Source organism: Streptomyces sp. NPDC037083 (assembly GCF_055606485.1).
In genome coordinates this window covers 135154-160084 of sequence record NZ_JBVJSQ010000007.1, presented here as the reverse complement: position 1 = coordinate 160084, position 24931 = coordinate 135154, and the positions used below count along the sequence as shown (strand labels likewise).

The following is a 24931-nucleotide window of genomic DNA, read 5'->3' as shown; positions in this document are numbered from 1 at the left end:
GGGCACCGTTCGCTGATCCGGGCGCGGCTTGCCTGCCTCCGAGGAATTACGCAACAATGGCGTTGTGAAAAACGTCGGCGAGGCTCGGGAGACCCCCACGGGGGCCCCTCAGGAGGAGCTCGCGACCGGAGAGCGGTCCACCCGCAACCGTGTCGCGCGATCCATCCTGGACCACGGGCCCTCGACCGTCACCGAGCTGGCAGGACGCCTGGGGCTCACCCCGGCCGCCGTGCGCCGTCACCTCGACGCGCTGGTCGCCGACGAAGTCGTCGAGGCCCGCGAGCAGCGGGTGTACGGCGCGCGCACGCGCGGGCGCCCCGCCAAGGTGTTCGCCCTCACCGACTGCGGCCGTGACGCCTTCGACCAGTCCTACGACAAGCTCGCCGCGGACGCCCTGCGCTGGATCCAGGAGCGGTTCGGCGGGGACGAGGCGGTCGTCGCCTTCGCGCGCGCCAGGATCGCCGAGCAGGCCGCCGCGTACCGCGAGGCCGTCGAGGCCGCCGCCCCCGAGGAGCGGACCGAAGCCCTGGCCAGGGCCCTGAGCGCGGACGGGTACGCTGCTACGGCGCGCAGCGCACCGGTCGGCGAGCAGCTGTGCCAGCACCACTGCCCCGTCGCCCATGTCGCGGAGAAGTTCCCGCAGCTCTGCGAGGCGGAGACCGAGTTCTTCTCCCAGCTGCTCGGAACGCACGTCCAGCGACTGGCGACCATCGCCCACGGCGACGGCGTCTGCACGACGTTCATCCCCAGAGTTTCCACAGCCACCCACAACGCATCCGCAAGCACGGCCGGGAGGAACCCCGCATGACGCTCCCCACGGAGACTGCCCACCCCGAACTCGAGGGCCTGGGCAAGTACGAATACGGCTGGGCCGACTCCGACACGGCCGGCGCCTCTGCGAAGCGCGGCATCAACGAGGACGTCGTCAAGGACATCTCGGCGAAGAAGTCCGAGCCGGAGTGGATGACGAAGCTCCGCCTCAAGGGCCTGCGGCTCTTCGAGAAGAAGCCCATGCCGAACTGGGGCTCGGACCTGTCGGGCATCGACTTCGACAACATCAAGTACTTCGTGCGCTCCACGGAGAAGCAGGCGGAGTCCTGGGAGGACCTGCCCGAGGACATCAAGAACACGTACGACAAGCTCGGCATCCCCGAGGCGGAGAAGCAGCGCCTCGTCGCCGGTGTCGCGGCCCAGTACGAGTCCGAGGTCGTCTACCACCAGATCCGTGAGGACCTGGAGGAGCAGGGCGTCATCTTCCTCGACACCGACACCGCTCTGAAGGAGCACCCGGAGCTCTTCAAGGAGTACTTCGGCACCGTCATCCCGGTCGGCGACAACAAGTTCGCGTCGCTGAACACCGCGGTGTGGTCCGGCGGCTCCTTCATCTACGTGCCGAAGGGCGTGCACGTGGAGATCCCGCTCCAGGCCTACTTCCGTATCAACACGGAGAACATGGGCCAGTTCGAGCGGACCCTGATCATCGTCGACGAGGGCGCCTACGTGCACTACGTCGAGGGTTGTACGGCCCCGATCTACAAGTCGGACTCGCTGCACAGCGCCGTGGTCGAGATCATCGTCAAGAAGAACGCCCGCTGCCGTTACACGACCATCCAGAACTGGTCGAACAACGTCTACAACCTGGTCACCAAGCGCGCCGTGGCGTACGAGGGCGCGACCATGGAGTGGATCGACGGCAACATCGGCTCCAAGGTGACGATGAAGTACCCGGCCGTCTACCTGATGGGCGAGCACGCCAAGGGCGAGACCCTCTCCATCGCCTTCGCGGGCGAGGGCCAGCACCAGGACGCCGGCTCCAAGATGGTCCACATGGCGCCGAACACGTCGTCCAACATCGTGTCGAAGTCCGTGGCGCGCGGCGGCGGCCGTACCTCCTACCGCGGTCTCGTCGAGATCGGCGAGGGCGCCCACGGCTCCAAGTCCAACGTGCTGTGCGACGCGCTGCTCGTCGACACCATCTCCCGCTCCGACACGTACCCCTACGTGGACGTCCGCGAGGACGACGTGTCCATGGGCCACGAGGCGACCGTCTCCAAGGTCTCCGAGGACCAGCTCTTCTACCTGATGAGCCGCGGTCTGAGCGAGTTCGAGGCGATGGCGATGATCGTGCGAGGCTTCGTCGAGCCGATCGCCAAGGAACTGCCCATGGAGTACGCCCTCGAGCTCAACCGGCTGATCGAGCTGCAGATGGAAGGCGCGGTCGGTTAAGACCGTCTCCCGGCAAGCAGCTAGCGAAACTGACGTAGGAAGAGAGCAGACCGACAGCCATGGCTGAGGCTCAGAACATCCCCGTGGGCTCCACCACCGCGGGCCAGATCGCGGTGGCCGCAGAGTCGACCGTCGCCACGCGCATGAGCGCGCCCCCGTCCTACGACGTGGCGGACTTCCCCGTCCCCCACGGCCGCGAGGAGGAGTGGCGGTTCACGCCGCTGGAGCGGCTGCGCGGGCTCCACGACGGCACCGCCGTCGCGACCGGCGAGGGCGTGAAGGTCGCCGTCGACGCGCCCGAGGGCGTCATCGTCGAACTCGTGGACCGCGACGACCCCCGCCTCGGCAGGGCGGGCGTCCCGGTGGACCGGGTCGCCGCCCAGGCGTACTCCGCGTTCGAGAAGGCCGGCGTGGTCACCGTCCCCAAGGAGACGGTGCTCACCGAGCCGATCCGCATCGCGGTGCACGGCGAGGGTGGGGTCTCCTACGGCCACCAGGTCGTCGAGCTGGGCGCCTTCGCCGAGGCCGTCGTCGTCATCGACCACACCGGTGACGCCGTGGTCGCCGCCAACGTCGACTACGTCCTCGGGGACGGCGCGAAGCTGACCGTCGTCTCGGTCCAGGACTGGGACGACAAGGCCGTGCACGTGGCCCAGCACAACGCGCTGATCGGCCGGGACGCGACCTTCAAGTCGTTCGTGGTCACCTTCGGCGGCGACCTCGTCCGTCTGCACCCGCGCGTCTCCTACGCCGGCACCGGCGGCGAGGCCGAGCTGTTCGGTCTGTACTTCACGGACGCCGGTCAGCACCAGGAGCACCGCCTCCTGGTCGACCACAACACCCCGCACTGCAAGTCGAACGTCGCCTACAAGGGCGCCCTCCAGGGCGAGGCCGCGCACGCCGTGTGGATCGGTGACGTGCTCATCGAGGCCAAGGCCGAGGGCACGGACACCTACGAGATGAACCGCAACCTGGTGCTGACCGACGGCGCCCGGGTCGACTCCGTGCCCAACCTGGAGATCGAGACCGGCGAGATCGTCGGCGCCGGGCACGCCTCCGCCACCGGCCGTTTCGACGACGAGCAGCTCTTCTACCTGATGGCCCGCGGCATCCCGGCCGACGAGGCCCGTCGCCTGGTGGTCCGCGGCTTCTTCGCCGAGCTGGTCCAGCAGATCGGCGTCGACGACATCGAGGAGCGGCTGCTCACGAAGATCGAGACCGAGCTGGAGGCCACCGTCTGATGGCCTACGTACGCGCCTGCGGACTGAGCGAGCTGGAGGAGGACACCCCGAAGAGGGTGGAGCTCGACGGCACGCCGGTCTCGGTCGTCCGGACCGCGGGGGAGGTGTTCGCCATCCACGACATCTGCTCCCACGCGAACGTCTCGCTCTCCGAGGGCGAGGTGGAGGACTGCCAGATCGAGTGCTGGCTGCACGGCTCCTCGTTCGACCTGCGCACCGGCAAACCGTCCGGCCTTCCCGCGACGCGCCCCGTCCCCGTATACCCCGTAAAGATCGAAGGGGACGACGTGCTCGTCTCCCTCACCCAGGAGTCCTGAGGCCCCCATGGCAACGCTTGAAATCCGAGACCTGCACGTCACCGTCGAGGCCGACAACGCCACGAAGGAGATCCTCAAGGGTGTCGACCTGACCGTGAAGCAGGGCGAGACGCACGCCATCATGGGCCCCAACGGCTCCGGCAAGTCGACTCTCGCCTACTCGCTCGCGGGTCACCCGAAGTACACGATCACCGGTGGCACCGTCACCCTCGACGGCGAGGACGTCCTCGAGATGTCCGTCGACGAGCGCGCCCGCGCGGGCCTGTTCCTCGCGATGCAGTACCCGGTCGAGGTTCCCGGTGTGTCCGTGTCGAACTTCCTGCGCACCTCCGCCACCGCCATCCGCGGCGAGGCCCCCAAGCTCCGTACCTGGGTGAAGGAGGTCAAGGAGACCATGGAGCGGTTGTCCATGGACCCCTCCTTCGCCGAGCGCAACGTCAACGAGGGCTTCTCCGGCGGTGAGAAGAAGCGCCACGAGATCCTGCAGCTGGAGCTGCTCAAGCCGAAGATCGCGATCCTCGACGAGACCGACTCCGGCCTCGACGTCGACGCGCTGCGGGTCGTCTCCGAGGGCGTCAACCGCGTCCGCGAGACCGGCGAGGTCGGCACCCTGCTGATCACGCACTACACGCGCATCCTGCGCTACATCAAGCCTGACTTCGTCCACGTCTTCTCCGCCGGCAGGATCGTCGAGTCCGGCGGCGCCGAGCTCGCCGACAAGCTGGAGAACGAGGGCTACGAGGCATACACGAAGGGTGGCGTATCCGCGTGACACAGCTGCCGGGCCTCCTCGACGTCGAGGCGATCCGCAAGGACTTCCCCATCCTGGACCGCCAGGTCCACGACGGTAAGAAGCTCGTGTACCTGGACAACGCGGCGACCTCGCAGAAGCCGCGCCAGGTACTGGACGCCCTGAACGAGTACTACGAGCGCTACAACGCCAACGTCCACCGCGGTGTGCATGTGCTCGCCGAGGAGGCCACGGCGCTGTACGAGGGCGCGCGCGACAAGGTCGCCGCGTTCGTCAACGCGCCGAGCCGCGACGAGGTGATCTTCACCAAGAACGCCTCCGAGTCGCTCAACCTCGTGGCGAACATGCTGGGCTGGGCCGACGAGCCCTACCGCGTGGACCACGAGACCGAGATCGTCATCACGGAGATGGAGCACCACTCCAACATCGTGCCGTGGCAGCTGCTGTCGCAGCGCACGGGCGCGAAGCTGAAGTGGTTCGGCCTCACCGACGACGGCCGGCTCGACCTGTCGAACATCGACGAGATCATCACGGAGAAGACGAAGATCGTCTCCTTCGTGCTGGTGTCGAACATCCTCGGGACCCTCAACCCGGTCGAGGCGATAGTGCGCCGTGCGCAGGAGGTCGGTGCGCTCGTCTGCATCGACGCCTCGCAGGCCGCGCCGCACATGCCGCTGGACGTACAGGCCCTGCAGGCCGACTTCGTGGCCTTCACCGGCCACAAGATGTGCGGCCCGACCGGCATCGGCGTGCTCTGGGGCCGCCAGGAGCTGCTCGAGGACCTGCCGCCGTTCCTCGGCGGCGGCGAGATGATCGAGACCGTGTCGATGCACTCCTCGACCTACGCTCCGGCCCCGCACAAGTTCGAGGCGGGCACCCCGCCGATCGCCCAGGCCGTGGGCCTCGGCGCGGCGATCGACTACCTGTCCTCGATCGGCATGGACAAGATCCTCGCGCACGAGCACGCGCTCACCGAGTACGCGGTGAAGAAGCTCGGCGAGGTCCCCGACCTGCGGATCATCGGTCCGACCACGGCCGAGGACCGGGGCGCGGCGATCTCCTTCACACTCGGCGACATCCACCCGCACGACGTGGGCCAGGTGCTGGACGAGCAGGGCATCGCGGTCCGGGTGGGCCACCACTGCGCCCGGCCCGTCTGCCTGCGCTACGGAATTCCCGCGACCACGCGAGCGTCGTTCTATCTGTACTCCACACCGGCCGAGATCGACGCTCTGGTCGACGGTCTGGAGCACGTACGGAACTTCTTCGGCTGAGGGGTTGGCGAGCGAGCGGATGAAGCTGGACTCGATGTACCAGGAAGTCATCCTGGACCACTACAAGCACCCGCACGGGCGTGGTCTGCGTGATGGCGACGCCGAGGTGCACCACGTGAACCCGACGTGCGGGGACGAGATCACCCTGCGGGTGAAGTACGACGGCACGAAGATCGAGGACGTCTCGTACGAGGGCCAGGGCTGTTCCATCAGCCAGGCGAGCGCCTCCGTCCTGAACGACCTGCTGGTCGGCAAGGACCTGGCCGACGCGCAGCGGATCCAGGAGACCTTCCTGGAGCTGATGCAGTCCAAGGGCAGGATCGAGCCCGACGACGCGATGGAGGAGGTGCTGGAGGACGCGGTCGCGTTCGCCGGCGTCTCCAAGTACCCGGCCCGGGTCAAGTGCGCCCTCCTCAGCTGGATGGCGTGGAAGGACGCGACGGCCCAGGCCCTGGGCGGAGCCGACGCCGAAAGGAACACGGCATGAGCGAGACCGTTGAGATGAAGCCGGCCTCGGAGGAAGAACTCCGCGAGGCGCTGTACGACGTCGTCGACCCCGAGCTGGGCATCGACGTCGTCAACCTCGGCCTGATCTACGGCATCCACGTCGACGACGCGAACATCGCGACCATCGACATGACCCTGACGTCGGCGGCCTGCCCGCTGACGGACGTCATCGAGGACCAGGCGAAGTCCGCAACGGACGGCCTGGTTAACGAGTTGCGCATCAACTGGGTCTGGATGCCGCCGTGGGGCCCGGACAAGATCACGGACGACGGCCGCGAGCAGCTGCGCGCGCTCGGCTTCAACGTCTGAGGACCTGACAGGTGTGGCCCCCCGGCAACTGCCGGGGGGCCACACCTGTCTGTACCCGCATCATCTGTGTGCGGCGCCGACTGCGCTCAGCCGAGGCCGTCGACGACGCGGAACGAGAAGTCCTGGCGGTTGCCCGAGTTGTAGCCGTACTGGTCCAGGCGCAGTTGGAAGTTCTCGTGGCGCAGGGCGCGGTCGGGGTAGTTCACCGACCGGAACATCACGGTGTCCGCTGAGGACGGCGACGCGCAGAACGTGGCGTCCTGCGAGAACAGGGACGAGCCGTCGTTGCCTTCCGCGCGAAGCACGAAGTTGCGGTGACGCAGGTACGACCCGTCGGCCGTCCTGAACGAGTAACAGGAGCCGTCGGACAGCCCCTTGACCACCTCGAAGGTGGAGTCCGCGCGCGACTCCGAGCCGCGCGGCGCGTCGAGCTTCACCAGACCGCCGCTCACATGCCAGTAGCGGTCGGGGTAGTTGACCGCCTGGACCGACCGCCGGTAGCTCGTCGGCTTCGGCTCGGCCGGCTTCTTCGTCGGCGACGCGGAGGGGGAGGTCGACGCGCCCGGCGACGAACTGGCCTGCGGCGTGGGCGAGGACGACGGTGAGGCGGACGCGCTCTTGTGGCCGATGGGCGTCGCCGACGCGCTCGCGGAGGGCGTGGCGAAGGAGATCAGGCCGCCGCCCTCCGTCTCGTCGTCCGACAGCGTCTGCCCCTGACGAGCATCCGACTTCTCGTCAGCAGGCCTGTCGTTCAAGGCGATCGCGGTCACGCAGGCCACGATGGTGGCCACGGCGAGACCGCCGGCCAACCACAGGCGTCGTGTTCCGGGGGCCCGGGAGCTGTCCGGGGCCCAGCCGTTCTCCCAGGGTTCTTCCTGAGACGGCCGGGACTTGTTTTCTGGCATGCGCTGTTCCTCCAGCGGCGCCCCTGACGGCGGCCGCGGCTGCGATGGCCCGGTGTGTGAACGGTGAAACAGTAGTGGAACGGGTGGCTCGCGTTCATCCGTTTGGGCGAGCGCTTTCCATAACGCTTTCGAATCTGCGCCTGATGTGTACGACCGTACGCATCGTTGTGTACGCTCGTACACATGGGATACCTGACGCTCGCCGGCGCCATCGCCGCCGAGGTGGCCGCGACGACCGCGATGAAGTACAGCGACGGCTTCAGCAGGTTCTGGCCCTCACTGCTGACGGCCGCCGGCTACGTCGTCTCCTTCCTTCTCCTCGCCCGGACCCTGAAGACCGTCGGGATCGGCACGGCGTACGCGATCTGGTCCGGGGCCGGCACCGCCGCCATCGCCCTGATAGGGCTGGCCCTGTTCGGGGAGTCCCTGACTCTCGCCAAGGTCGCCGGCATCCTGCTGATCGTCGGGGGAGTGGTCGTGCTGAACCTCGGGGGTGCGCACTGATGCCCCGCCGCCACGACCCCGAACGGCGCCAGCGGATCATCGACGCGGCGATCCGCGTCGTCGGGGCCAAGGGCCTGGCGGGACTGAGTCATCGCTCGGTCGCGGCCGAGGCGGACGTGCCGCTGGGCTCCACCACCTACCACTTCGCCACCCTCGACGAGTTGATGACCGCCGCCCTGCGGCAGGCCAACGAGGGCTTCGCCAAGGTGGTCGCGGCACGCGGCGGACTGGCGGACACGGGCGCCGACCTGGCCGCCGAACTGGCCGGACTGCTCGGCGAGTGGCTGGCCGGCGACCGCACCGGGGTCGAGCTGGAGTACGAGCTCTACCTCGCCGCGCTGCGCCGCCCCGCGCTGCGCCCCGTCGCCGCCGAGTGGGCCGAGGACGTCGCCGCCCTGCTCGCCCGGCGCACGGATCCGCTCACCGCACGCGCGCTGGTCGCGCTGATGGACGGGATCTGTCTGCAGGTGCTGCTGACGGGCGTGCCCTACGACGAGGAGTACGCGCGGCAGGCACTGGCACGGCTCATGCCCCTGGCTCCCCCGGCTGCGGACCCGGCGGTGGCTGCGGATGGGGTCGTCCGTGCGGACGTTCCGCCGGGCCCGCCGCCGCGTCGAGGCCTCGGACGACGCTGAGCGCCTCCTCGACGCTCCCCGCCACGTCCGTGACCGGATACTGCACATGCCGTACGACCCGTGCCCGGTCGACGACCAGCGTCAGCCGCTTCAGCCGGCTGGCCCCGGCCGCACGGAACGTCGGCAGCCGCAAGGCGCTGACCAGCGTCAGGTCGGCGTCGGACAGCAGGGGCAGACCGAGCCGTTCGGCTTCCGCGAACGCCCGCTGCTCGTCAGGTCGTTGGGTGGACACCCCGTGCACCGACGCCCCGGCCGCACGGAATCCGGCCAGCCGGTCGCGGTAGGCGCGGGACTCCAGCGTGCAACCCGGGGCGCCCGGGATGTCGGACCATTCCGGGGGATACGCCTCGGCGCGGGCATAGGCGCCGGGGAAGCAGTAGAGGACGGTGCAGCGGGTGTCGCCGGCGACCGGATCGCGCACCGCGCCCCGATCGTCCACCAGCAGCAGCTCGGGCACCCGCGTGCCGACCAGGGCGTGCACCCGTCCGGCCTCCAGGGACGCCTCCTGGGCCGTGGCCGTGGTGGTTCCGTCGCCCAGGACCCAGGCGTCGCCCCAGTCCTGGAGGGCGACCAGCACGGGCAGCAGGGCGCGGCCGCGCGGGGTGAGGCGGTACTCGTGGCGCACCGGCCGCTCCTGGTACGGCACCCGGGCGAGCACCTCCGCCTCCACGAGAAGGCGCAGCCGCTCGGTCAACACCTTCCGGGACAGGCCGAGTTCACGCTGCAGCTCGTCGAAGCGGTGCACGCCGCGCGCGGCGTCCCGGACGATCAGCAGGGTCCACCAGTCACCCACCACGTCCAGGGCCTGCGCGATGGCACAGCCGGAGTCCTCCAGGCTCGTCCTGCGCGCCATGCCCCGCTCCCTCTCCGGTCAGCTCCCTCCGCCCCGTCCGGCTCGTCACCTCACCGACCGGGACCGTCATGCTGACACAGTTGGTTCCCAGGGGGAACTCACGAGGTCGGCCCCATTCCCCGGCCCGCCACCTGAGACACCGCTGTGCGGGTTGGCCTCTGCGGGCCCGCGCCGGTTAGGTTGCCGTCATGACCGACACGACTGCTCCTCGCACCACCGGCGCCGCGGCCTGCGGCCTCGCCACGATCGCCGCCGACGGCACTGTTCTCGACACCTGGTTCCCCGCGCCCGGGCTCCTCGCGCAGCCCGGCCCGTCCGGCACCGAGCGCCTGTCGGCCGAGAAGGCCGTGGAGCTGCTCGGCGAGGGCGCGGCCAAGGCGATCGGCCCGGACGCCCGCCGCGGCGTCGAGGTGGTCGCGGTCCGTACGGTCATCGCCTCCCTGGACGACAAGCCGCTCGACGCGCACGACGTCTACCTGCGCCTGCACCTGCTCTCCCACCGGCTCGTGAAGCCGCACGGGCAGAGCCTGGACGGCATGTTCGGCCACCTCGCCAACGTCGCCTGGACCTCGCTCGGCCCGGTCGCCGTCGACGACGTCGAGAAGGTCCGGCTGAACGCCCGCGCCGAGGGCCTGCACCTCCAGGTCACCTCCATCGACAAGTTCCCCCGCATGACGGACTACGTCGCCCCCAAGGGCGTCCGTATCGCCGACGCCGACCGGGTCCGCCTCGGCGCGCACCTCGCCGAGGGCACCACGGTCATGCACGAGGGCTTCGTCAACTTCAACGCCGGCACGCTCGGCACGTCGATGGTCGAGGGCCGCATCTCCGCGGGCGTCATCGTCGGCGACGGCTCGGACATCGGCGGCGGCGCGTCCACGATGGGCACGCTGTCCGGCGGCGGCAACGTGATCATCTCCATCGGAGAGCGCTGCCTCATCGGCGCCGAGGCGGGCGTCGGCATCGCCCTCGGCGACGAGTGCGTCGTCGAGGCCGGCCTGTACGTCACCGCGGGCACCCGGGTCACCATGCCCGACGGCCAGATCGTCAAGGCCCGCGAACTCTCCGGGGCCTCCAACATCCTCTTCCGCCGCAACTCGGTCACCGGCGCGGTCGAGGCCCGCCCGAACAACGCGGTATGGGGCGGCCTGAACGAGATCCTGCACAGCCACAACTGAGACGACCACAGCTGAGACGACCGCGCGAGGCGTCGTCCGTTGCGCGGAGTGCCCTTTCGCCCTTGGGGGAGAGGGCACTCCGCGTTCCGGGGCGGTGGGGTCAGGGGGTTGTCAGGATCACCAGTCGCTGGGTCGCCCGGGTCATGGCGACGTAGTGGTCGACCGCTCCTTCGATGCCCTCGCCGAACTTCTGCGGGTCGACGAGGACGACCAGGTCGAACTCGAGTCCCTTCGACAGCTCGGGTGTCAGCGACCGGACGCGGGGCGTCGCGCGGAACGTGGGATCGCCGATGACGCAGGCGATCCCGTCGGCGTGGGCGGCGAGCCACGCGTCGAGGATCGAGTGCAGCTGCGTGACGGACCCGCGCACGACGGGGGAGCCGCCGCTGCGGATCGAGGTCGGCACGTTGGCGTCAGGGAGCGCGGCCCGGATGACCGGCTCGGCCTCCGCCATGATCTCCCGCGGCGTCCGGTAGTTGATGCTCAGCGAGGCCAGGCCGATCCGGTCGAGGCCGACGCGTCCGAGCCGCTCCTGCCACGACTCTGTGAACCCGTGCCTGGCCTGGGCTCGGTCCCCGACGATGGTGAAGCTGCGGGAGGGGCAGCGCAGCAGCAGCATCTGCCACTCGGCGTCGGTCAGTTCCTGCGCCTCGTCGACGACGATGTGCGCGAACGGGCCGGCCAGCAGGTCCGGGTCGACGGTGGGCAGTTCGGCGTCGTCGACCAGGCTGACCTTGGCGTCCTCGCCGCTCAGCATCGTCACCAGGCCCTCGCCGTCGTCGCCGTCGGCGCCGGAGTCGGCCACCGCCCGGATCAGGTTGTCGACGACCTGGTCCATACGCTCGCGCTGGGCGGCGATGGCGGCCTTGTGCCGGCGGGTGCGTCGGGCCGCCGCCGGGTCGCCGAGCCGTTGCCGCGCCGCGTCCAGGAGCGGCAGATCGGACACCGTCCAGGCCTGGGCCTGCGCGCGCTGAAGCCGCGCCACGTCGTCGGGCCCGAGCCAGGGAGCGCACATCCGCAGGTAGGCGGGCACCGTCCACAGGTCGCCGACGAGGTCGGCCGCCTCGAGCAGCGGCCACGCGCGGTTGAAGGCCGTCGCCAGCTCCCGGTTCTGCAGCAGCGACTTGCGCAGCAGGGCGGGCGGGGCGTCGCCGTCGTGCTTGTCCATCAGGATCGTGAGCAGTTCCTCCCAGACCTGCTCACGCGCCTCGTTGTGCGGGGTGCCGGGGTCCGCGGCCTCGAACGCCACGGCCCAGTCGTCGGCGCTCAGCCGGACGTCGGACCAGTGGGTCGTGACCGTCATCCCCTTGGGGGGCGGCTCCTCGTAGAAGGCGACGGCCCTCTCGATCGCCCTCACCAGGTCCGCGGACGACTTCAGACGGGCCACCTCCGGGTCGGCCTCGGCAGCCGCCTCGGCTCCCTCGGCGACGAGGTCCCGCAGGGTGCACGTCTGCACGCCCTCCTCGCCGAGGCTGGGCAGGACGTCGGCGACATAGGCCAGGTAGGGCCGGTGCGGCCCGACGAACAGCACACCTCCCCGGCGGTGACCGAGGCGCGGGTCGGAGTAGAGGAGGTAGGCGGACCGGTGCAGGGCGACCACGGTCTTGCCCGTGCCGGGACCTCCGTCGACGACGAGCGCGCCGCGGGAGCTCGCCCGGATGACGGCGTCCTGGTCGGCCTGGATGGTGCCGAGCACGTCCCGCATCCGGGCCGAGCGGTTGCCGCCCAGACTGGCGATGAAGGCGGACTGGTCGTCGAGTGCCGCGTGCCCGGCGAACCCGTCCGCGGTGAACACCTCGTCCCAGTAGTCGCTGATCCGGCCACGGGTCCAGCGGTACCTGCGGCGGCTGGCCAGGCCCATCGGGTTGGCGTGGGTTGCTCCGAAGAACGGCTCGGCCGCGGGGGAGCGCCAGTCGAGCAGCAGCCGCCGTCCCGTGCTGTCGGTGAGCCCGAGCCGTCCGACGTACACGGGCTGTCCGTCGTCCGCGCCGACCATGTGCCCGAGGCACAGGTCCAGACCGAAGCGGCGCAGGGTGCGCAGGCGAGCGGTCAGCCGGTGGATCTCCGCGTCGCGGTCCATCGCCCCCCGGCCCATGCCCCCGGGCGCCCTGCGCTCGGCGTCGAGACGGTCGGACACCTCGGCGATCGACTGCTCCAGGCACTCCGCGACGGCCGCGAAGTGCTGCTCGTCGCCGGCGATCAGGTTCGGGTCGGCCTTGTGGGAGAGGCGGTCGGGAAGGTCGAAGGCCCCGGTGGTCAGGGGGGTCACGTCATCAGCTCCGATGTGAGATCGGTCGGGACCACGGTGGGTTCGTGCCGCCGGGGTCCGCACATTCTCGTCGTCTCGCGGTGTTCGCGTGTTCGCGCGCCTGGGAAATTCGCCAGGTCATGGCCTAGGTCGGAGATTGTGCGCCATCACGGGGGCCTTGCCGCAAGCCCCCCGGTGCGCTATACGTTGAGAGTGGCAAGGAGTGGGTCGACCTCCTTGCCTTCGCTGTTTCCGACTTGCCTTCGCGGTTTCCGACGCCCCCGCCGGCCGTCGGGTGCCCGCGCGCCGCCTGCCGGCCGTCGGGTGCCCGCGCGCCGCCTGCCGGCCGTCGGGCTGCCCGCCCGTCGGCTGCAGCCCGCAGACTGGCGCCCCCTGCCGCCCGTCGGCTACTGCCCGCAGCCGCCAGCCCCAGCCGGCCGTCGGCTACTGCCCGCAGCCTGTAGCCCGTCGCCCCTCGCCCGACGGGCCCGACGCGGACCTCTGACCAGCCCTCGCCCGTCGTTCTTCCGCCCGGTGAGCCCGGTGAGCCCGGTGAGCCCGGTGAGCCCGGTGAGCCCGGTGACCCGGTGAGCCCGGTGAGCCCGGTCAGGCCGGTCAGGCCGGAAGGGGCGTCAGGCGTTCGTAAGCCGCGCGCAGCCCGGCGACCGTCTCGCGGTCGGCCGGGCGCAGCGGTGCGCGGACCGGGCCCGCCGACAGGCCCAGGTCGGCCAGCAGAGCCTTGGCGGTGACGGCCCCCGGCAGGCCCGACGCCATCATCGCCTCCACCAGTTCCGTGGCCCCTCGCTGCAGCCGGGCGGCTTCGGCGGTGTCCTTGGCGTCGAACGCGTCCAGGACGGCCCGCAGCCGGTCCGGAACCACGTTCGCGACCGTGCTGACGTATCCCGCCCCGCCCACCGCGTACAGCGCGAGGTTGTGCTCGTCACAGCCCGCGTAGTACGCCAGCCCGGTGCGCGCGAGCACCTTCTGGGCGGCGAGGAAGTCGTAGGAGCAGTCCTTGACCGCGACGACCCCCGGGTGCTCGGCGAGCCGGAGGACGGTGTCCGGCTCGATCCGGGTGCCGGTGCGGCCCGGGATGTCGTACAGCATCACCGGCAGCGCGGAGGAGTCCGCGACCTCACGGAAGTGGGCCTCCACGGCGTCCTGCGGGGGCCTGCTGTAGTACGGGGTGACCACGAGCAACCCGTCCGCGCCCGCCTTCTCCGCGGCTCGCGCGAGCGCGACGGTGTGGCGGGTGTCGAAGGTGCCCACCCCCGCCACGATCGACGCCCGGTCTCCTACCGCCTCCCGCACGACCGCCACCAGCTCCGCCTTCTCGGCGTCCGTCGTGGTCGGCGACTCGCCCGTGGTGCCGGAGAGCACCAGGCCGTCGCAGCCCGCGGACACCAGCCGGTCGGCCAGTCGCTGCGCGCCGTCGTGGTCGAGCGCGCCGGAGTCGGTGAAGGGCGTGACCATCGCGCACAGGGCGCGGCCGAAGACCGGTGCCGAGGACGGGGCGGGTGGCGGGGCGCAGGGCGAGGTGGCTGTCGTCATGGGAGTAGTCTCGGCGGCGCGAACAGTGAAGCTCTACTTAATTCTTCTACGAGATAATGGTAAGAGTTGCTGCGCAATGGGGTGGCTGGTCCTGTGCTCCAGATCTTTCCCCGGGGGCGAGGCCGACGTCCGGGGCGGTGCGGCGCAGGGGTAGTGCGGACCGGCGGGGGTACCCGGATGTCTCCGGAGACCGAGAGGAGGCGGAGCATCGTGACCGGGACCACGGACTTCCGGCCCGTCCACGACGGGCATCGCACGGTCGGCGAACTCGTCGGCCAGGCAACCGAACAACTCTCCCAGTTGGTGCGGCAGGAACTGGCCCTGGCCAAGGAGGAGCTGGCCGAGAAGGGGCGGCGCGCCGGACGCGGTGGCGGTCTGCTGGGCGCCGCGGGCGCGTTCGGCTACGCGGGCCTGCTCGGCCTCGCCGGCACGGCCGTGGCCGCCATCTCGCTGGCGCTGCCCGTCTGGGCGGCGGCGCTCATCGTGACGGCGGTGCTGTTCGTGATCGCCGGCGTGCTGGCCGCGGCGGGCCGTGCCCAGTTGCGCAGGGCGGCGCCACCGACTCCCGAGGAGACTCTCGTCAGCGTCAAGGCCGATGTCGAGGAGATCAGGGAAAGGGCGCATCGATGACGGACAAGGCAGCGGCGGACCTGCGCCGGCAGATCGAGCAGACCCGGCATCAACTGGGGGTGACAGTCGAGGAACTGGCGGCCAAGGCGGACGTGCGCGGACGCGCCCGGGCGCGCGCCGCCGACCTGCGGGACCGCGCGGGCGCGATGACCGTGCAGCTGCGCAGCACGGCCTCCGAGGCCGGGCGCCACATGCAGGAGCGGGCGAACCGCGCCGGTCATGTGGTTCAGGAGCGGGCGAGCCGCGCGGGGCACGTCACGCAGGAGAAGGCGAGCCGGGCGGGGCACACCGTCCAGGACAAGGCCCTGCGTGCCGGGCACACCGCCCAGGAACGGGCTGCCCAGGCACGCCATGAACTCCAGGAGAGGGCGGCGGAGACGGGGCACACCGCGGAGCGGTCTCTTCCCGTGCCGGTCCGGGCGCCCGTGCGGTTCGCTCAGCGGCATCCGCGTCCGGTGGTGATCGTGGGCGCCGCGGCGGTGGCGCTCGTGGCGGCCGGGGTGATCGGCAGGCGCCGGGCGAAGCGCTGATCGTCCCCGCGCCGGCGTCGGCCCGGGCGGACGGATCCAGGCCCGGTATCCGCGGTAGGCGGGTACCGGGCCTTTTTCTCCCCTCTCACCGAAAACTCAGATGTCCTGGACAAAAAAAGTTTTCGGTGGGACGGTGGACGCATGCTGGACGTCACCGTGATCGAGGACCCCGAAGCCGCAGCGGCATCACTGGACCCCATACGGGCCGGGCTGCTCGCCGAACTGGCCGCCGGACCGGCCTCCGCCGCGATGCTGGCCGGAAAGGTCGGGCTGCCGCGCCAGAAGGTGAACTACCACCTCAAGGCGCTGGAGCGACACGGCCTGGTCGAGCTGGCCGGCGAGCGCCGCAAGGGCAACGTCACCGAGCGGCTGATGCGGGCCACTGCCGCGTCGTACGTGATCTCACCGCTCGCGCTCGCGGCGGTGCAGCCCGATCCGGACCGCTTCCGCGACCAGCTGTCCGCGCGCTGGCTGCTCGCGCTCGGCGCCCGGCTGGTGCGCGACGTCGGCACGCTGATCACCGGCGCCGCGAAGGCCCGCAAGGGTCTGGCGACGTACGCCCTGGACGGCGAGGTCCGTTTCGCCTCGGCCGCCGACCGTGCGGCGTTCGTCCAGGAGCTGACGGCCGGCGTCACCGCCCTGATCCGCAAGTACGACGCCCCGGACAGTGCGGGGGGCCGCGACCACCGAATCGTCGTCGCCGTCCACCCGACGGTCACGGCCCACGCCGAGGCCCGGGCCCGGCCCCAGGCGGAGACTCGGCCCCAGGCGGAGAGCCGGGCGGAGCCCCAGCCCGTGGCAGAGACCCAGGCCGAGACCCGGCTCCCGGCCGAGACCCAGCCCCTGGCCGAGACCCAGCCCCTGGCTGAGACCCGGGCACCGGAAGGCGACCGTCAGGAACTCGACCGTCAGGAACAAGACCGTCAGGCACGCGGCCGTCAGTAACCGATCGCACCGTCATCAACCGTCTTCGTGCACCGTACGCATCATCAGGAGCCCGTCATGTCCAAGGAATTCGAGATCGCCCGCGAGTTCGAGGTCGACGCCACGCCGCAGCAGGTGTGGGACGCCTTCACCGCGGGGACCGGCGGCTGGCTGTGGCCGATGGAGGAACCCGAGCCGCGCGAGGGCGGCAAGGGCCCCTTCGGCTCCACGGTCACCGTCTGGGACCCGCCGCACCGCTACACCAACCGCGTCGAGAACGTCGACGGCATCTCCGAACAGACCCTCAACCAGCTCGACTACACCGTCGAGCCGCGCGACGGGGGCCGGCGCGCCTGGGTGCGCTATGTGCACAGCGGCATCTTCGTCGACGACTGGGACAACCAGTACGACGCCGCGGGCCGGCACACCGACTTCTACCTGCACACACTGCGCGAGTACCTGACGCACTTCGACGGCCGCCCGGCCGCCTTCGTGACCTTCGACGGACCCGAGGCGTCCAAGGCCTCCGACGCGCTCACCGCCGTGGAGCGGGCTCTGGGCCTCGCGGACGACACGGCCGAGGGCGCGCGGGTGCGGGCATCGGGCCCCGGGGGCGGGCTCCTCGACGCGGTGGTCGACTACCGCAACCGGTACTTCGTCGGGCTGCGCACCGACAGCGCTCTCGTCCGCTTCTTCGGCCGCAACCACTGGGGCTACCCGGTCGGCGTCAGCGTCCACGACTTCGCGCCGGACGCCGACGCCGAGGCGAACGAGACCGCCTGGCGGGGCTGGCTGGACGCGGTGTTCAGCCAGCCCCGGTGACCGTCCGTCCGGGCCTTACGGCTCGAAGCGCAGCACCTGCGGGTCGTGGTCGCTGATCTGGTCGTGGAACTCCGAGTTGATGTGCACGCTGTCGTACTCGAAGCCGCAGCCCCGCCGGATCGACGGGCTCACCAGGATCTGGTCCAGAACCTGCTGGTTGCCCTGGTAGTCGTAGCTGTAACGCTCGCTCCTGGGCAGCGACTTGATCGCCGACCACAGCGCGCCGTCGCTCTCCAGGATCTGCGCGGTGCCGGAGAACTCGAAGTCGTTGATGTCGCCGAGCGCGACGACGTCCGCGTTCTTCTGCGCGGCCAGGATGTCCTTGACGAACGCGTTGACCAGCGTCGCCTGCTGGTGGCGCTGGACTTCCGAGCTGCGCACCACCGGCTGGTACTGCGAGGTCAGGCCCTGGTCGCCGCCCTTGGAGTTGAAGTGGTTGGCGATCACGAAGACCGTGCGGCCGCGGAAGACGAACTCGCCGGCCAGCGGCTTGCGGCTGCTCGCCCAGGCGGCGTTCGCCGGGTCGATGCGGCCGGGGGAGGCGGTGAGCTGCGCCTTGCCGTGCACCTTGGTGACGCCGACGGCCGTGCTCGCGTCGCCGCCCGCGCGGTCGGTGAAGGAGACCCGCTCCGGGTTGAAGAGGAACACCTGGCGGATGTTGCCGCCCGGCTCGCCGCCGTCGGTGTTGTTCGTCGGGTCGATCGAACGCCAGTCGTACGTGGGGCCGCCCGCGGCCACGATCCCGTCGATCAGCTTGCCGACCGTCACGTCGGCGGCGGTCGTACCGTCGTTCGTCGCGCCGTTGTTGTCCTGGATCTCCTCCAGGGACACGATGTCGGGCGACTTCAGGTTGTTCACGATCGCGGAGGCGTGCTCCTCGAAGGTGGCGTCGGACGGGTCGAGGTTCTCGACGTTGTACGTCGCGACCGCGAGCTCGCCCTTCTTCTGCTTCTGCGTCGTCTCCCGCTCCAGACCGCCGCTCTTCAGCGTCCCGAGCTGGTTCGCGACGAGGGTGTAGCCGCCGAACTGGTTGTAGTCCAGCGGGCCGGCGGTGACGCCGGTGAGGGTGTCGCCGACGTTCGCGACGGGGAAGTCGGCGGTGGCGCCCAGCGACTGGATCTGCAGCCGGCCGGTGTTCTGCGACTCGTAGGAGCCGTACACCGTGCCGCCGCGCCGACTGGCGTTCTCGCGCGGCTTCACCGTGACCCACAGCTCGGTGTACGGGTCGGTGGCGGTGACCACGCGGGCGTCGGCGACCTGGACGTTCATGCCCTCGAGGGACTCGTAGTAGTCCAGGGCGTACGTGCCGGGCCGCAGGGCGAGCCCGTTGACCGAGTTGCTCGCGGCGGCGTCGCCGGCCGGGGCGTACGCGGCCGGCACCGACTTCGCGTTCACGACGGTCGCGGCCGGGACCGCGTTGCCGCTGGCGAGGACGGTCACCGTCGGCTTGGTGATCTCGGTGATCGACTGGTTTCCGGTCGACGTGCCGCCGGGCACGAACTCCGACACCGTGCCGGTGACCGTGACCGAGTCGCCGACGGCGACCTTCGGGGCGGAGCCGGTGAAGACGAAGACGCCCTCACTGGTGGCCGGATCGGCGTCCGGGTTCGGATCCTGGATCCAGAACCCTCTGGACGAACCGTAGGTGCGCACGCCGGTGACGATTCCGGCCACACCCGTGACCGCCTTGCCGGCGTACGGCGATATCCGGGTCGTGCCCTGGATGTCGTGAATGGCCACCGTCTCCGCGTGCGCGGGAGCGGTGAGGGCGACGGTGGAGGCCGCGGAACAGGCGGCGGCGACGGTGAGCGCGGCGAGACGCGCGGACTTCTTGCTCGGCAACGGAATCCCTCCGGGGACGTACGTGAGCGCCGGGACGAGGGTGGAGCACTGATCGAGGGGCCGCGACCGGCGAGGCGGTACGCGACGCGCGTAGAAATCCGGTGAACAGATGTGCAGTGGATTTCTACGCGCGTCAATCTCCTGCCTGGTCACGCCACTTGTCAAGGTTTCAGCCATGTACGGAGCCCGACGGGGAGATGAACCGGGCGGCATGTGCCCATATCCGTCTAGGCTGAGTGGCCCAGTGCCCCAACGGGCCGGTGGCACCACGCGCCCTAGGAGAACCAGCCGATGTCAGACAGCTCCCCCCTGCCGCCGGTGCGGCTGCACCCCGAAGCGGAGCTGGCGCGAGACGCCCTGTCCACGCCGTTGCTCTCCCGGGCCGCCCTGCTCGCCCGCTGGGCCGGCCCAGGCACCCGCGTCGACGCCGGCGGCGGGCTTGTGGAGGAGCAGCTCGCGGCGGCCGCCGAGGTGCTCGGCCTGACCGGGGAGGACGCCGCCGCGCACGCCGGCGAGGCCTGGCGGGTCGCCGTGGACGCCGGGCTCGTGGAGGTCGTCGACGAGGAGGCCGGCACCGTCGCGGCCGGCGAGGACCTGGCCCTGCTGACCGGCGGCGCTCCGCACGACGTCCTCGCCGTCTGGCTCGCCGCCCTGGAGAGCGTGCTCGCCGACGCGACCGTCCCCGACCTGGACGAGCTGATGGAGGCGATGGACGAGGGCGGCGAGATCGACTTCTCCCGGCTCGACTGGAACCCCGAGGCCGAGGCGGAGTTCCTCGACGGCGTCCTCGGCAACCTCTACCTGCTGACCGCCAGCGAGGACGGCCCCGGCGAGGGCCCCGTCCCGCTCCCCGCGCTCGCCGCCTCCATGATCATCCCCGGTGACATGGAGGAGCCCACCAACGACGTCCTGGAACAGGTCTCGGACGCGATGATGCGGCTCGACGACCAGTTCCGCATCCTGGAGCCCATCGGCCTCGTCGCCTACCGGCCCGTGGACGAGGCCCTGATGGCCGACCCCGACGAGGAGCCCACCGCCCCCCTCGACGACACCGACGTCTCCCGCTACGGCATGGTCCGCCTCACCCCGCTCGGCCTGTACGGGCTGCGGGCCCGCCTGCGGGAGGCCGGCTTCGACGCCCCGGCCGTCGGCGACCTGGCCGACAAGGGCGCCGACGTCCTCCTCGACGGCAGCGCCGGCTACGGCTCGCGCGCCGCGCTCGCCGAGACCGAACACTGGCTGGCGCACCGCGAACCCCTCTCCGCCGCCCGGGAGTTGCTGGCCGCCGCCCGCGGCTCGGACCCAGGCGCGCCGCTGCGCCGGCTGCGCTGCCAGCAGGCCCTCTCGCTCGTCGGCGGCCAGGCCGAACCCGCCGTGCGCGAGGTGCTCGACGACGCCGAACTCGGCGGCCTCGCCCGCGTCTGGCTGACCGAGCTCGGCGCGACCGACGTGCCCGCCCCGTCCGAGGACCTCGTCTTCTGGCTCACCGTCGACACCCTGGCCGCGCAGCTGGCCGCCGAGGGCAACTCCGAGGAGCTCCAGGCCCTCGTCGAAGGGCTGGCCCAGCAGCACAGCGGGTTCTTCGCGGCCGCCTGGCGCGTCGACCACCCGGCCACCCCGGACGTCCTGGAGGCGATGGGCCGCCTGCACCCCGACAAGCGCATCGCGAAGGAAGCCCGCAAGGCCGCCTTCAAGGCGCGCTCGCAGCAGGGCGGATAGCTTTTCGGGGGCGCGCCGACGGGGTCCGTACCCATTCATGGAAGCAGGTCCCCGGAAGTCGCCCCCCGTTCAACTCCCGTTCAGGCATGGGCGGGACGGTGACGCCGAACCGAGGTCCGCCACCCTCCACGGCACTTCCACCGTCTCAGGAGACACCATGTCGCTCACCCGCAGGGACTTCGCCAGACAATCCGCGCTCACCGGCGCCGGGGTCGCGCTGGCGGGCAGCGTAGGCGCCCTCGCCACCGCGCCGAACGCCCTCGCCGCCACGGACGCCGAGGACACCGCGGACGCCTCGCGGAACCCGGCGGCGACCGGGCACCACGGGGTCGGCTACGGACCGCTGCTCCCCGACCCCGACGGCATCCTCGCCCTGCCCGCGGGCTTCAAGTACCGCGTCGTCACCTACAGCGGCAGGACCAAGCTGGAGTCCGGCGAGATCACCCCGTCCAACCACGACGGCACCGCCGCGTTCTGCGGCCCGCGCGGCGCGACCCTGCTCGTCAACAACCACGAGCTGAAGGGCCCTCGGTCGAACTGGCAGTACCCGGTCCCGCTGACCGAGGGCCTCGTCTACGACCCGGCGGCCTCCGGCGGCTGCACGGTCGTCGAGGTGCGCCCCGGCGGCCACGTCGCCGAGTGGGTCGGCATCGCCGGCACCTCCACCAACTGCGCGGGCGGCAGCACCCCCTGGGGCACCTGGCTCAGTGGCGAGGAGACCGAGGACAAGGCCGGCCAGAACGGCATGACCAAGGACCACGGCTACGTCTTCGAGGTCGACCCCGCCGACCGCCGTGCCAACCGTGCCCCCAAGCCGATCAAGGCATTCGGCCGGTACGCCCACGAGGCGGTCGTCATCGACCCCAAGCGCGGCCACGCCTACCTCACCGAGGACGCCTCCGGCCCCAACGGCCTGCTCTACCGCTGGACCCCGCCGGCCGGCTTCCACCACGGCCGCGGCCAGCTGCGCACCCTCGCCGACGACGCGGGCGTCCTGCAGGCCTTCAAGTGCTTCGACTCCGCCGGCGCCTTCGTCGACGACCTCTCCCGCGCCACGAAGATCGGCACGGTCTACGGCGTCGACTGGATCGACGTCCCCGATCGCGACGCCAGGTCGGTGTCCGTCCGCAAGCAGTTCACCGCCGGCCAGGTCACCCGCGCCCGCAAGCTGGAGGGCATGTGGTGGGGCGACGGCGGCGCCTACATCGTCTCCTCCTACGCCCGTGAAGAGAGCCCCGTCCAGCACGACGGCGCCGTCTGGTTCTACGAGCCCAGGCGCCGCACGCTGACCCTGAAGGTGCTGCTCGGGGTGAACCCCGACCCGTCCGCCGACGGCGCCTTCGACGGCCCCGACAACATCACCGTCTCCCCCTACGGCGGCCTCGTCATCGCCGAGGACGGCGAGGGCGTCCAGCACCTCTTCGGCGCCACCGACAGCGGCCGCACCTACCCCATCGCCCGCAACGAACTCAACATCGGCACCGAAGACAAGCCGGAGTACAGCGAGTTCACCGGCGTCACCTTCTCGCCCGACGGCCACACCCTGTTCGCCAACATCCAGACGCCGGGCATCATGCTGGCGATCACGGGCCCGTGGAAGCGGCAGAAGCGGTGAGCGGCGAGCGGTAATTAATTCGTTCGCCCGGTCTGCGGCCGTCCTCCTAAAGTGATGCACGTCCAGGTGCGAAGGCAGGACCTACTTCCACTCATAATGGGGCGGCCGCGGGTTCGAATCCCGCCACCGGCACAACACGCCGGTGTAGCTCAGGGGTCAGAGCACCTTGTCGGTTCCGCCGGCCTCGATCTCTGGACACCACAACTTCACAGCACCTCCCGGTGCGCGGGCTGCGGCTACTTCTTTGCAACAGAAATCCACGCCGCCGCCGACTTGATCTCGGGAGGCGCAGCATGAGGTGGGTGCCCGGTGCGCAGGCAACGGTTACTTCATTGGATCGGACGGTCGCGGGTTCGAGTCCCGTCGTCGACCCAGGGTCGACGTAGCTCAGTCGGTAGAGCATCTGGCTAAGTCCGTCGCCGACTCCTGATCTCGGGCACCCTCCTTTTGTTGCGCCTTCCCCCAAAGAACGGTTCGCCGAACGGCGAACCCGATGAAAGACGAATTCGGGGGAATTCATCATGGCGCGCTTCAATATCCGTGCCCGAAAGACACAGCCCACCTCGCCCGTGACCACCACGGGCCAGGTGCTCCGCACCCACCAGGGCGGCCGGGGGCACGAGCGGGACGCCCGCTCCGAGCTCTTCCTGCTGGCGGTGGCCAACTTCGTCTCCCAGCAGACCTTCTACGAGTCCGGCGCCGACCGGGACGACCGTTTCGCGGGGCTCGTGCGCGAGCTCGCCGTCGGCGACCCGGCCTGGACCGCCGGCCTGCTCGGCTGGCTGCGCGGCGAGGGGAACCTGCGGACCGCCGCGATCGTCGGCGCCGCCGAGTACGTCAAGGCACGCCTCGACGCGGGCGCGACCGAGGGGCCGTCCAACCGGCAGGTCGTGGCCTCCGTGCTGCAGCGGCCCGACGAGCCCGGCGAACTGCTCGCCTACTGGACGGCGACGTACGGCCGTACCCTCCCCAAGCCCGTCAAGCGCGGTGTCGCCGACGCCGTCCGGCGTCTCTACACCGGCAAGGCGCTGCTGAAGTACGACACCGCGTCCAAGGGTTACCGCTTCGGCGACATCCTCAACCTGGTGCACGCGGCGCCGGACCCGGCCAAGCCGTGGCAGGGCGATCTCTTCCAATACGCCCTGGACCGCCGGCACCACCCGGACACGGCCGCGGTGCCCGAGTCGCTGCCGGTTCTGGCGGCTCACCGGGACCTGATGGCGCTGCGGCCCGCCGAGCGGCGCGCGGTCGTGACCGGGGAGCGGGGCGCGCGGCGCCTGGCCGAGGCGGGCATGACCTGGGAGGCGCTGGCGGGCTGGCTCCAGGGGCCGATGGACAAGGCGGCCTGGGAGGCGGTCATCCCGTCCATGGGAGCGATGGCGCTGGTCCGCAACCTGCGCAACTTCGACGAGGCCGGGGTCTGCGACGAGGTCGCCGCCCTGGTGGCGGCGAAGATCAGCGACCCGGCGGAGGTCGCACGCTCGCGGCAGTTCCCGTTCCGGTACCTCGCCGCGTACCAGCACGCGCCCTCGCTGCGCTGGGCGTACCCGCTGGAGCAGGCGCTCGGCCACTCGCTGGCCGGCGTGCCCGCGCTGCCCGGCCGCACCCTGGTGCTCGTCGACCGCTCGGGCTCGATGTTCTATTCGCGCCTGTCGGACCGCTCGGAGCTCAACCGCGCGGACGCCGCGGCGGTCTTCGGTACGGCGCTGGCGCTGCGGGCGGCGGACGCGGACCTCGTCGAGTTCGGCACCAGCAGCAACGTGATCAAGTTCCGTAAGGGGGAGTCGATGTTGAAGATTCTGGAGCGTTTCGGTGACCTCGGCGGCACGGACACCACCGAGGCCGTGCGCCGCCACTACCGGGGGCACGACCGGGTGCTGATCGTCACCGACGAGCAGTTCACCGCGAGCGGCCACGGCGACCCGACCGACCAGGTCCCGGCGAGTGTGCCGGTCTACACCTGGAACCTGGCCGGCTACCGGGCGGGCCACGGCCCGTCGGGCGCGGCCGGCCGGCACACCTTCGGCGGGCTCTCGGACGCGGCCTTCCGCATGGTGCCGCTGCTGGAGGCCGCCCGGGACACGAAGTGGCCGTGGGCGGCCTGAGCGCCGACGGGAGCCGGCCGGGCCGCACGATCCGGCGACGGCCGGGCCGCCGGTCCTGAACCGGTGGCCGGCCGTCCCGCCCGGGGGACGGGAGTCACAGGAACGGGACGGGAGTCACAGGAACCGACAGCGGAAACGCCGCCGGGGGGGGCCCTCTCTACAAACGAGAGGGGGGGACCCCGCGGCGGTTTTCTTTTTTTCCTTTTTTGCCCCCCAGCACGACCTCTCCCACTTCCGTCCCCAGA

The 24931-nt window shown here is 70.9% G+C and carries 23 protein-coding genes and 1 tRNA gene; 19 read left to right on the top strand and 5 right to left on the bottom strand.

Annotated elements, in window-relative coordinates; translation table 11 throughout:
• Positions 1–64: 64 nt before the first annotated feature.
• Genes ACZ7DE_RS20470 through ACZ7DE_RS20435 form a run of 8 tightly spaced genes read left to right on the top strand, consistent with a single transcriptional unit; the run spans position 65 to position 6625 of the window.
• Complete coding sequence (locus tag ACZ7DE_RS20470) at positions 65–808, top strand: helix-turn-helix transcriptional regulator (protein WP_470763143.1); 744 nt, start codon at positions 65–67, stop codon at positions 806–808.
• A complete protein-coding gene (gene sufB / locus ACZ7DE_RS20465) occupies positions 805–2226 on the top strand; it encodes a Fe-S cluster assembly protein SufB (RefSeq protein ID WP_470763141.1) in 1422 nt (473 codons plus the stop codon). Before ACZ7DE_RS20470 ends, sufB begins: the two co-directional genes overlap by 4 nt.
• A gap of 59 nt (positions 2227–2285) precedes the next feature.
• Positions 2286–3467: a Fe-S cluster assembly protein SufD gene (sufD, locus tag ACZ7DE_RS20460; protein ID WP_470763139.1), complete on the top strand. Its 1182-nt coding sequence runs from the start codon at positions 2286–2288 to the stop codon at positions 3465–3467.
• Positions 3467–3784, top strand: coding sequence for a non-heme iron oxygenase ferredoxin subunit (locus tag ACZ7DE_RS20455; protein ID WP_470763137.1), 318 nt, complete (start codon positions 3467–3469; stop codon positions 3782–3784). The genes sufD and ACZ7DE_RS20455 overlap by 1 nt, the downstream gene beginning before the upstream one ends.
• 7 nt (positions 3785–3791) lie before the next feature.
• Positions 3792–4556 (top strand): Fe-S cluster assembly ATPase SufC, encoded by a 765-nt coding sequence (gene sufC, locus ACZ7DE_RS20450; protein WP_470763135.1) that lies wholly within the window; start codon positions 3792–3794, stop codon positions 4554–4556.
• Positions 4553–5809 carry a cysteine desulfurase gene (locus tag ACZ7DE_RS20445; RefSeq protein ID WP_470763133.1) on the top strand — a complete coding sequence of 419 codons (1257 nt, stop codon included), beginning with the start codon at positions 4553–4555 and terminating at the stop codon, positions 5807–5809. Before sufC ends, ACZ7DE_RS20445 begins: the two co-directional genes overlap by 4 nt.
• A 19-nt stretch (positions 5810–5828) precedes the next feature.
• The gene (gene sufU / locus ACZ7DE_RS20440; RefSeq protein ID WP_470763611.1) at positions 5829–6296 is read left to right on the top strand and encodes a Fe-S cluster assembly sulfur transfer protein SufU; all 468 of its coding nucleotides are present in this window, start codon (positions 5829–5831) and stop codon (positions 6294–6296) included.
• Entirely contained in the window at positions 6293–6625 is a 333-nt protein-coding gene (locus ACZ7DE_RS20435) for a metal-sulfur cluster assembly factor (protein ID WP_030677253.1), read from the top strand. The genes sufU and ACZ7DE_RS20435 overlap by 4 nt, the downstream gene beginning before the upstream one ends.
• 86 nt (positions 6626–6711) lie before the next feature.
• On the opposite strand, the gene ACZ7DE_RS20430 is transcribed toward ACZ7DE_RS20435, so the two are convergent.
• A complete protein-coding gene (locus tag ACZ7DE_RS20430) occupies positions 6712–7530 on the bottom strand; it encodes an AbfB domain-containing protein (protein ID WP_470763131.1) in 819 nt (272 codons plus the stop codon).
• A 183-nt stretch (positions 7531–7713) separates the two neighbouring features.
• On the opposite strand from ACZ7DE_RS20430, the gene ACZ7DE_RS20425 reads away from it, so the two are divergent.
• Together ACZ7DE_RS20425 and ACZ7DE_RS20420 are read left to right on the top strand one after the other, a co-directional pair.
• Positions 7714–8034, top strand: coding sequence for a DMT family transporter (locus tag ACZ7DE_RS20425; RefSeq protein WP_470763129.1), 321 nt, complete (start codon positions 7714–7716; stop codon positions 8032–8034).
• Positions 8034–8669: a TetR/AcrR family transcriptional regulator gene (locus tag ACZ7DE_RS20420; RefSeq protein ID WP_470763127.1), complete on the top strand. Its 636-nt coding sequence runs from the start codon at positions 8034–8036 to the stop codon at positions 8667–8669. Before ACZ7DE_RS20425 ends, ACZ7DE_RS20420 begins: the two co-directional genes overlap by 1 nt.
• Here ACZ7DE_RS20420 and ACZ7DE_RS20415 read toward each other — a convergent pair.
• The gene (locus ACZ7DE_RS20415; RefSeq protein ID WP_470763125.1) at positions 8560–9522 is read right to left on the bottom strand and encodes a winged helix-turn-helix transcriptional regulator; all 963 of its coding nucleotides are present in this window, start codon (positions 9520–9522) and stop codon (positions 8560–8562) included. The two genes, ACZ7DE_RS20420 and ACZ7DE_RS20415, sit on opposite strands and share 110 nt — an antisense overlap.
• Positions 9523–9710: 188 nt before the next feature.
• Here ACZ7DE_RS20415 and dapD point away from each other — a divergent pair, with 188 nt between their 5' ends.
• Complete coding sequence (gene dapD / locus ACZ7DE_RS20410) at positions 9711–10700, top strand: 2,3,4,5-tetrahydropyridine-2,6-dicarboxylate N-succinyltransferase (RefSeq protein ID WP_470763123.1); 990 nt, start codon at positions 9711–9713, stop codon at positions 10698–10700.
• 100 nt (positions 10701–10800) lie between these two features.
• Here the strand turns inward: dapD and helR are convergent, their stop codons facing one another.
• Entirely contained in the window at positions 10801–12969 is a 2169-nt protein-coding gene (gene helR, locus ACZ7DE_RS20405; protein WP_470763121.1) for an RNA polymerase recycling motor ATPase HelR, read from the bottom strand.
• 594 nt (positions 12970–13563) lie between these two features.
• Entirely contained in the window at positions 13564–14499 is a 936-nt protein-coding gene (gene dapA / locus ACZ7DE_RS20400; RefSeq protein ID WP_470763119.1) for a 4-hydroxy-tetrahydrodipicolinate synthase, read from the bottom strand.
• Positions 14500–14709: 210 nt separating this feature from the next.
• On the opposite strand from dapA, the gene ACZ7DE_RS20395 reads away from it, so the two are divergent.
• The 4 genes from ACZ7DE_RS20395 to ACZ7DE_RS20380 all read left to right on the top strand — a co-directional run bounded on the left by ACZ7DE_RS20395 (position 14710) and on the right by ACZ7DE_RS20380 (position 17405).
• Complete coding sequence (locus ACZ7DE_RS20395; protein WP_470763117.1) at positions 14710–15129, top strand: phage holin family protein; 420 nt, start codon at positions 14710–14712, stop codon at positions 15127–15129.
• Positions 15126–15659 (top strand): DUF3618 domain-containing protein, encoded by a 534-nt coding sequence (locus ACZ7DE_RS20390; protein WP_470763115.1) that lies wholly within the window; start codon positions 15126–15128, stop codon positions 15657–15659. Before ACZ7DE_RS20395 ends, ACZ7DE_RS20390 begins: the two co-directional genes overlap by 4 nt.
• Positions 15660–15800: 141 nt before the next feature.
• Positions 15801–16604: an ArsR/SmtB family transcription factor gene (locus ACZ7DE_RS20385; protein ID WP_470763113.1), complete on the top strand. Its 804-nt coding sequence runs from the start codon at positions 15801–15803 to the stop codon at positions 16602–16604.
• Between the two features lie 57 nt (positions 16605–16661).
• Positions 16662–17405: an SRPBCC family protein gene (locus ACZ7DE_RS20380; protein WP_470763111.1), complete on the top strand. Its 744-nt coding sequence runs from the start codon at positions 16662–16664 to the stop codon at positions 17403–17405.
• 15 nt (positions 17406–17420) lie between these two features.
• Here ACZ7DE_RS20380 and ACZ7DE_RS20375 read toward each other — a convergent pair whose 3' ends face one another.
• Positions 17421–19247: an endonuclease/exonuclease/phosphatase family protein gene (locus ACZ7DE_RS20375; RefSeq protein WP_470763109.1), complete on the bottom strand. Its 1827-nt coding sequence runs from the start codon at positions 19245–19247 to the stop codon at positions 17421–17423.
• A 291-nt stretch (positions 19248–19538) separates the two neighbouring features.
• On the opposite strand from ACZ7DE_RS20375, the gene ACZ7DE_RS20370 reads away from it, so the two are divergent.
• The 4 genes from ACZ7DE_RS20370 (at position 19539) to ACZ7DE_RS20355 (ending at position 24686) form a co-directional block, all read left to right on the top strand.
• Positions 19539–20966, top strand: a complete 1428-nt coding sequence (locus tag ACZ7DE_RS20370) for a hypothetical protein (RefSeq protein ID WP_470763107.1) — start codon at positions 19539–19541, stop codon at positions 20964–20966.
• Positions 20967–21123: 157 nt separating this feature from the next.
• Positions 21124–22581, top strand: coding sequence for an alkaline phosphatase PhoX (locus ACZ7DE_RS20365; protein WP_470763105.1), 1458 nt, complete (start codon positions 21124–21126; stop codon positions 22579–22581).
• A gap of 59 nt (positions 22582–22640) precedes the next feature.
• Positions 22641–22710: transfer RNA gene (locus tag ACZ7DE_RS20360), tRNA-Met, on the top strand.
• A gap of 392 nt (positions 22711–23102) precedes the next feature.
• Positions 23103–24686 carry a TROVE domain-containing protein gene (locus ACZ7DE_RS20355; RefSeq protein ID WP_470763103.1) on the top strand — a complete coding sequence of 528 codons (1584 nt, stop codon included), beginning with the start codon at positions 23103–23105 and terminating at the stop codon, positions 24684–24686.
• Positions 24687–24931 lie beyond the last annotated feature (245 nt).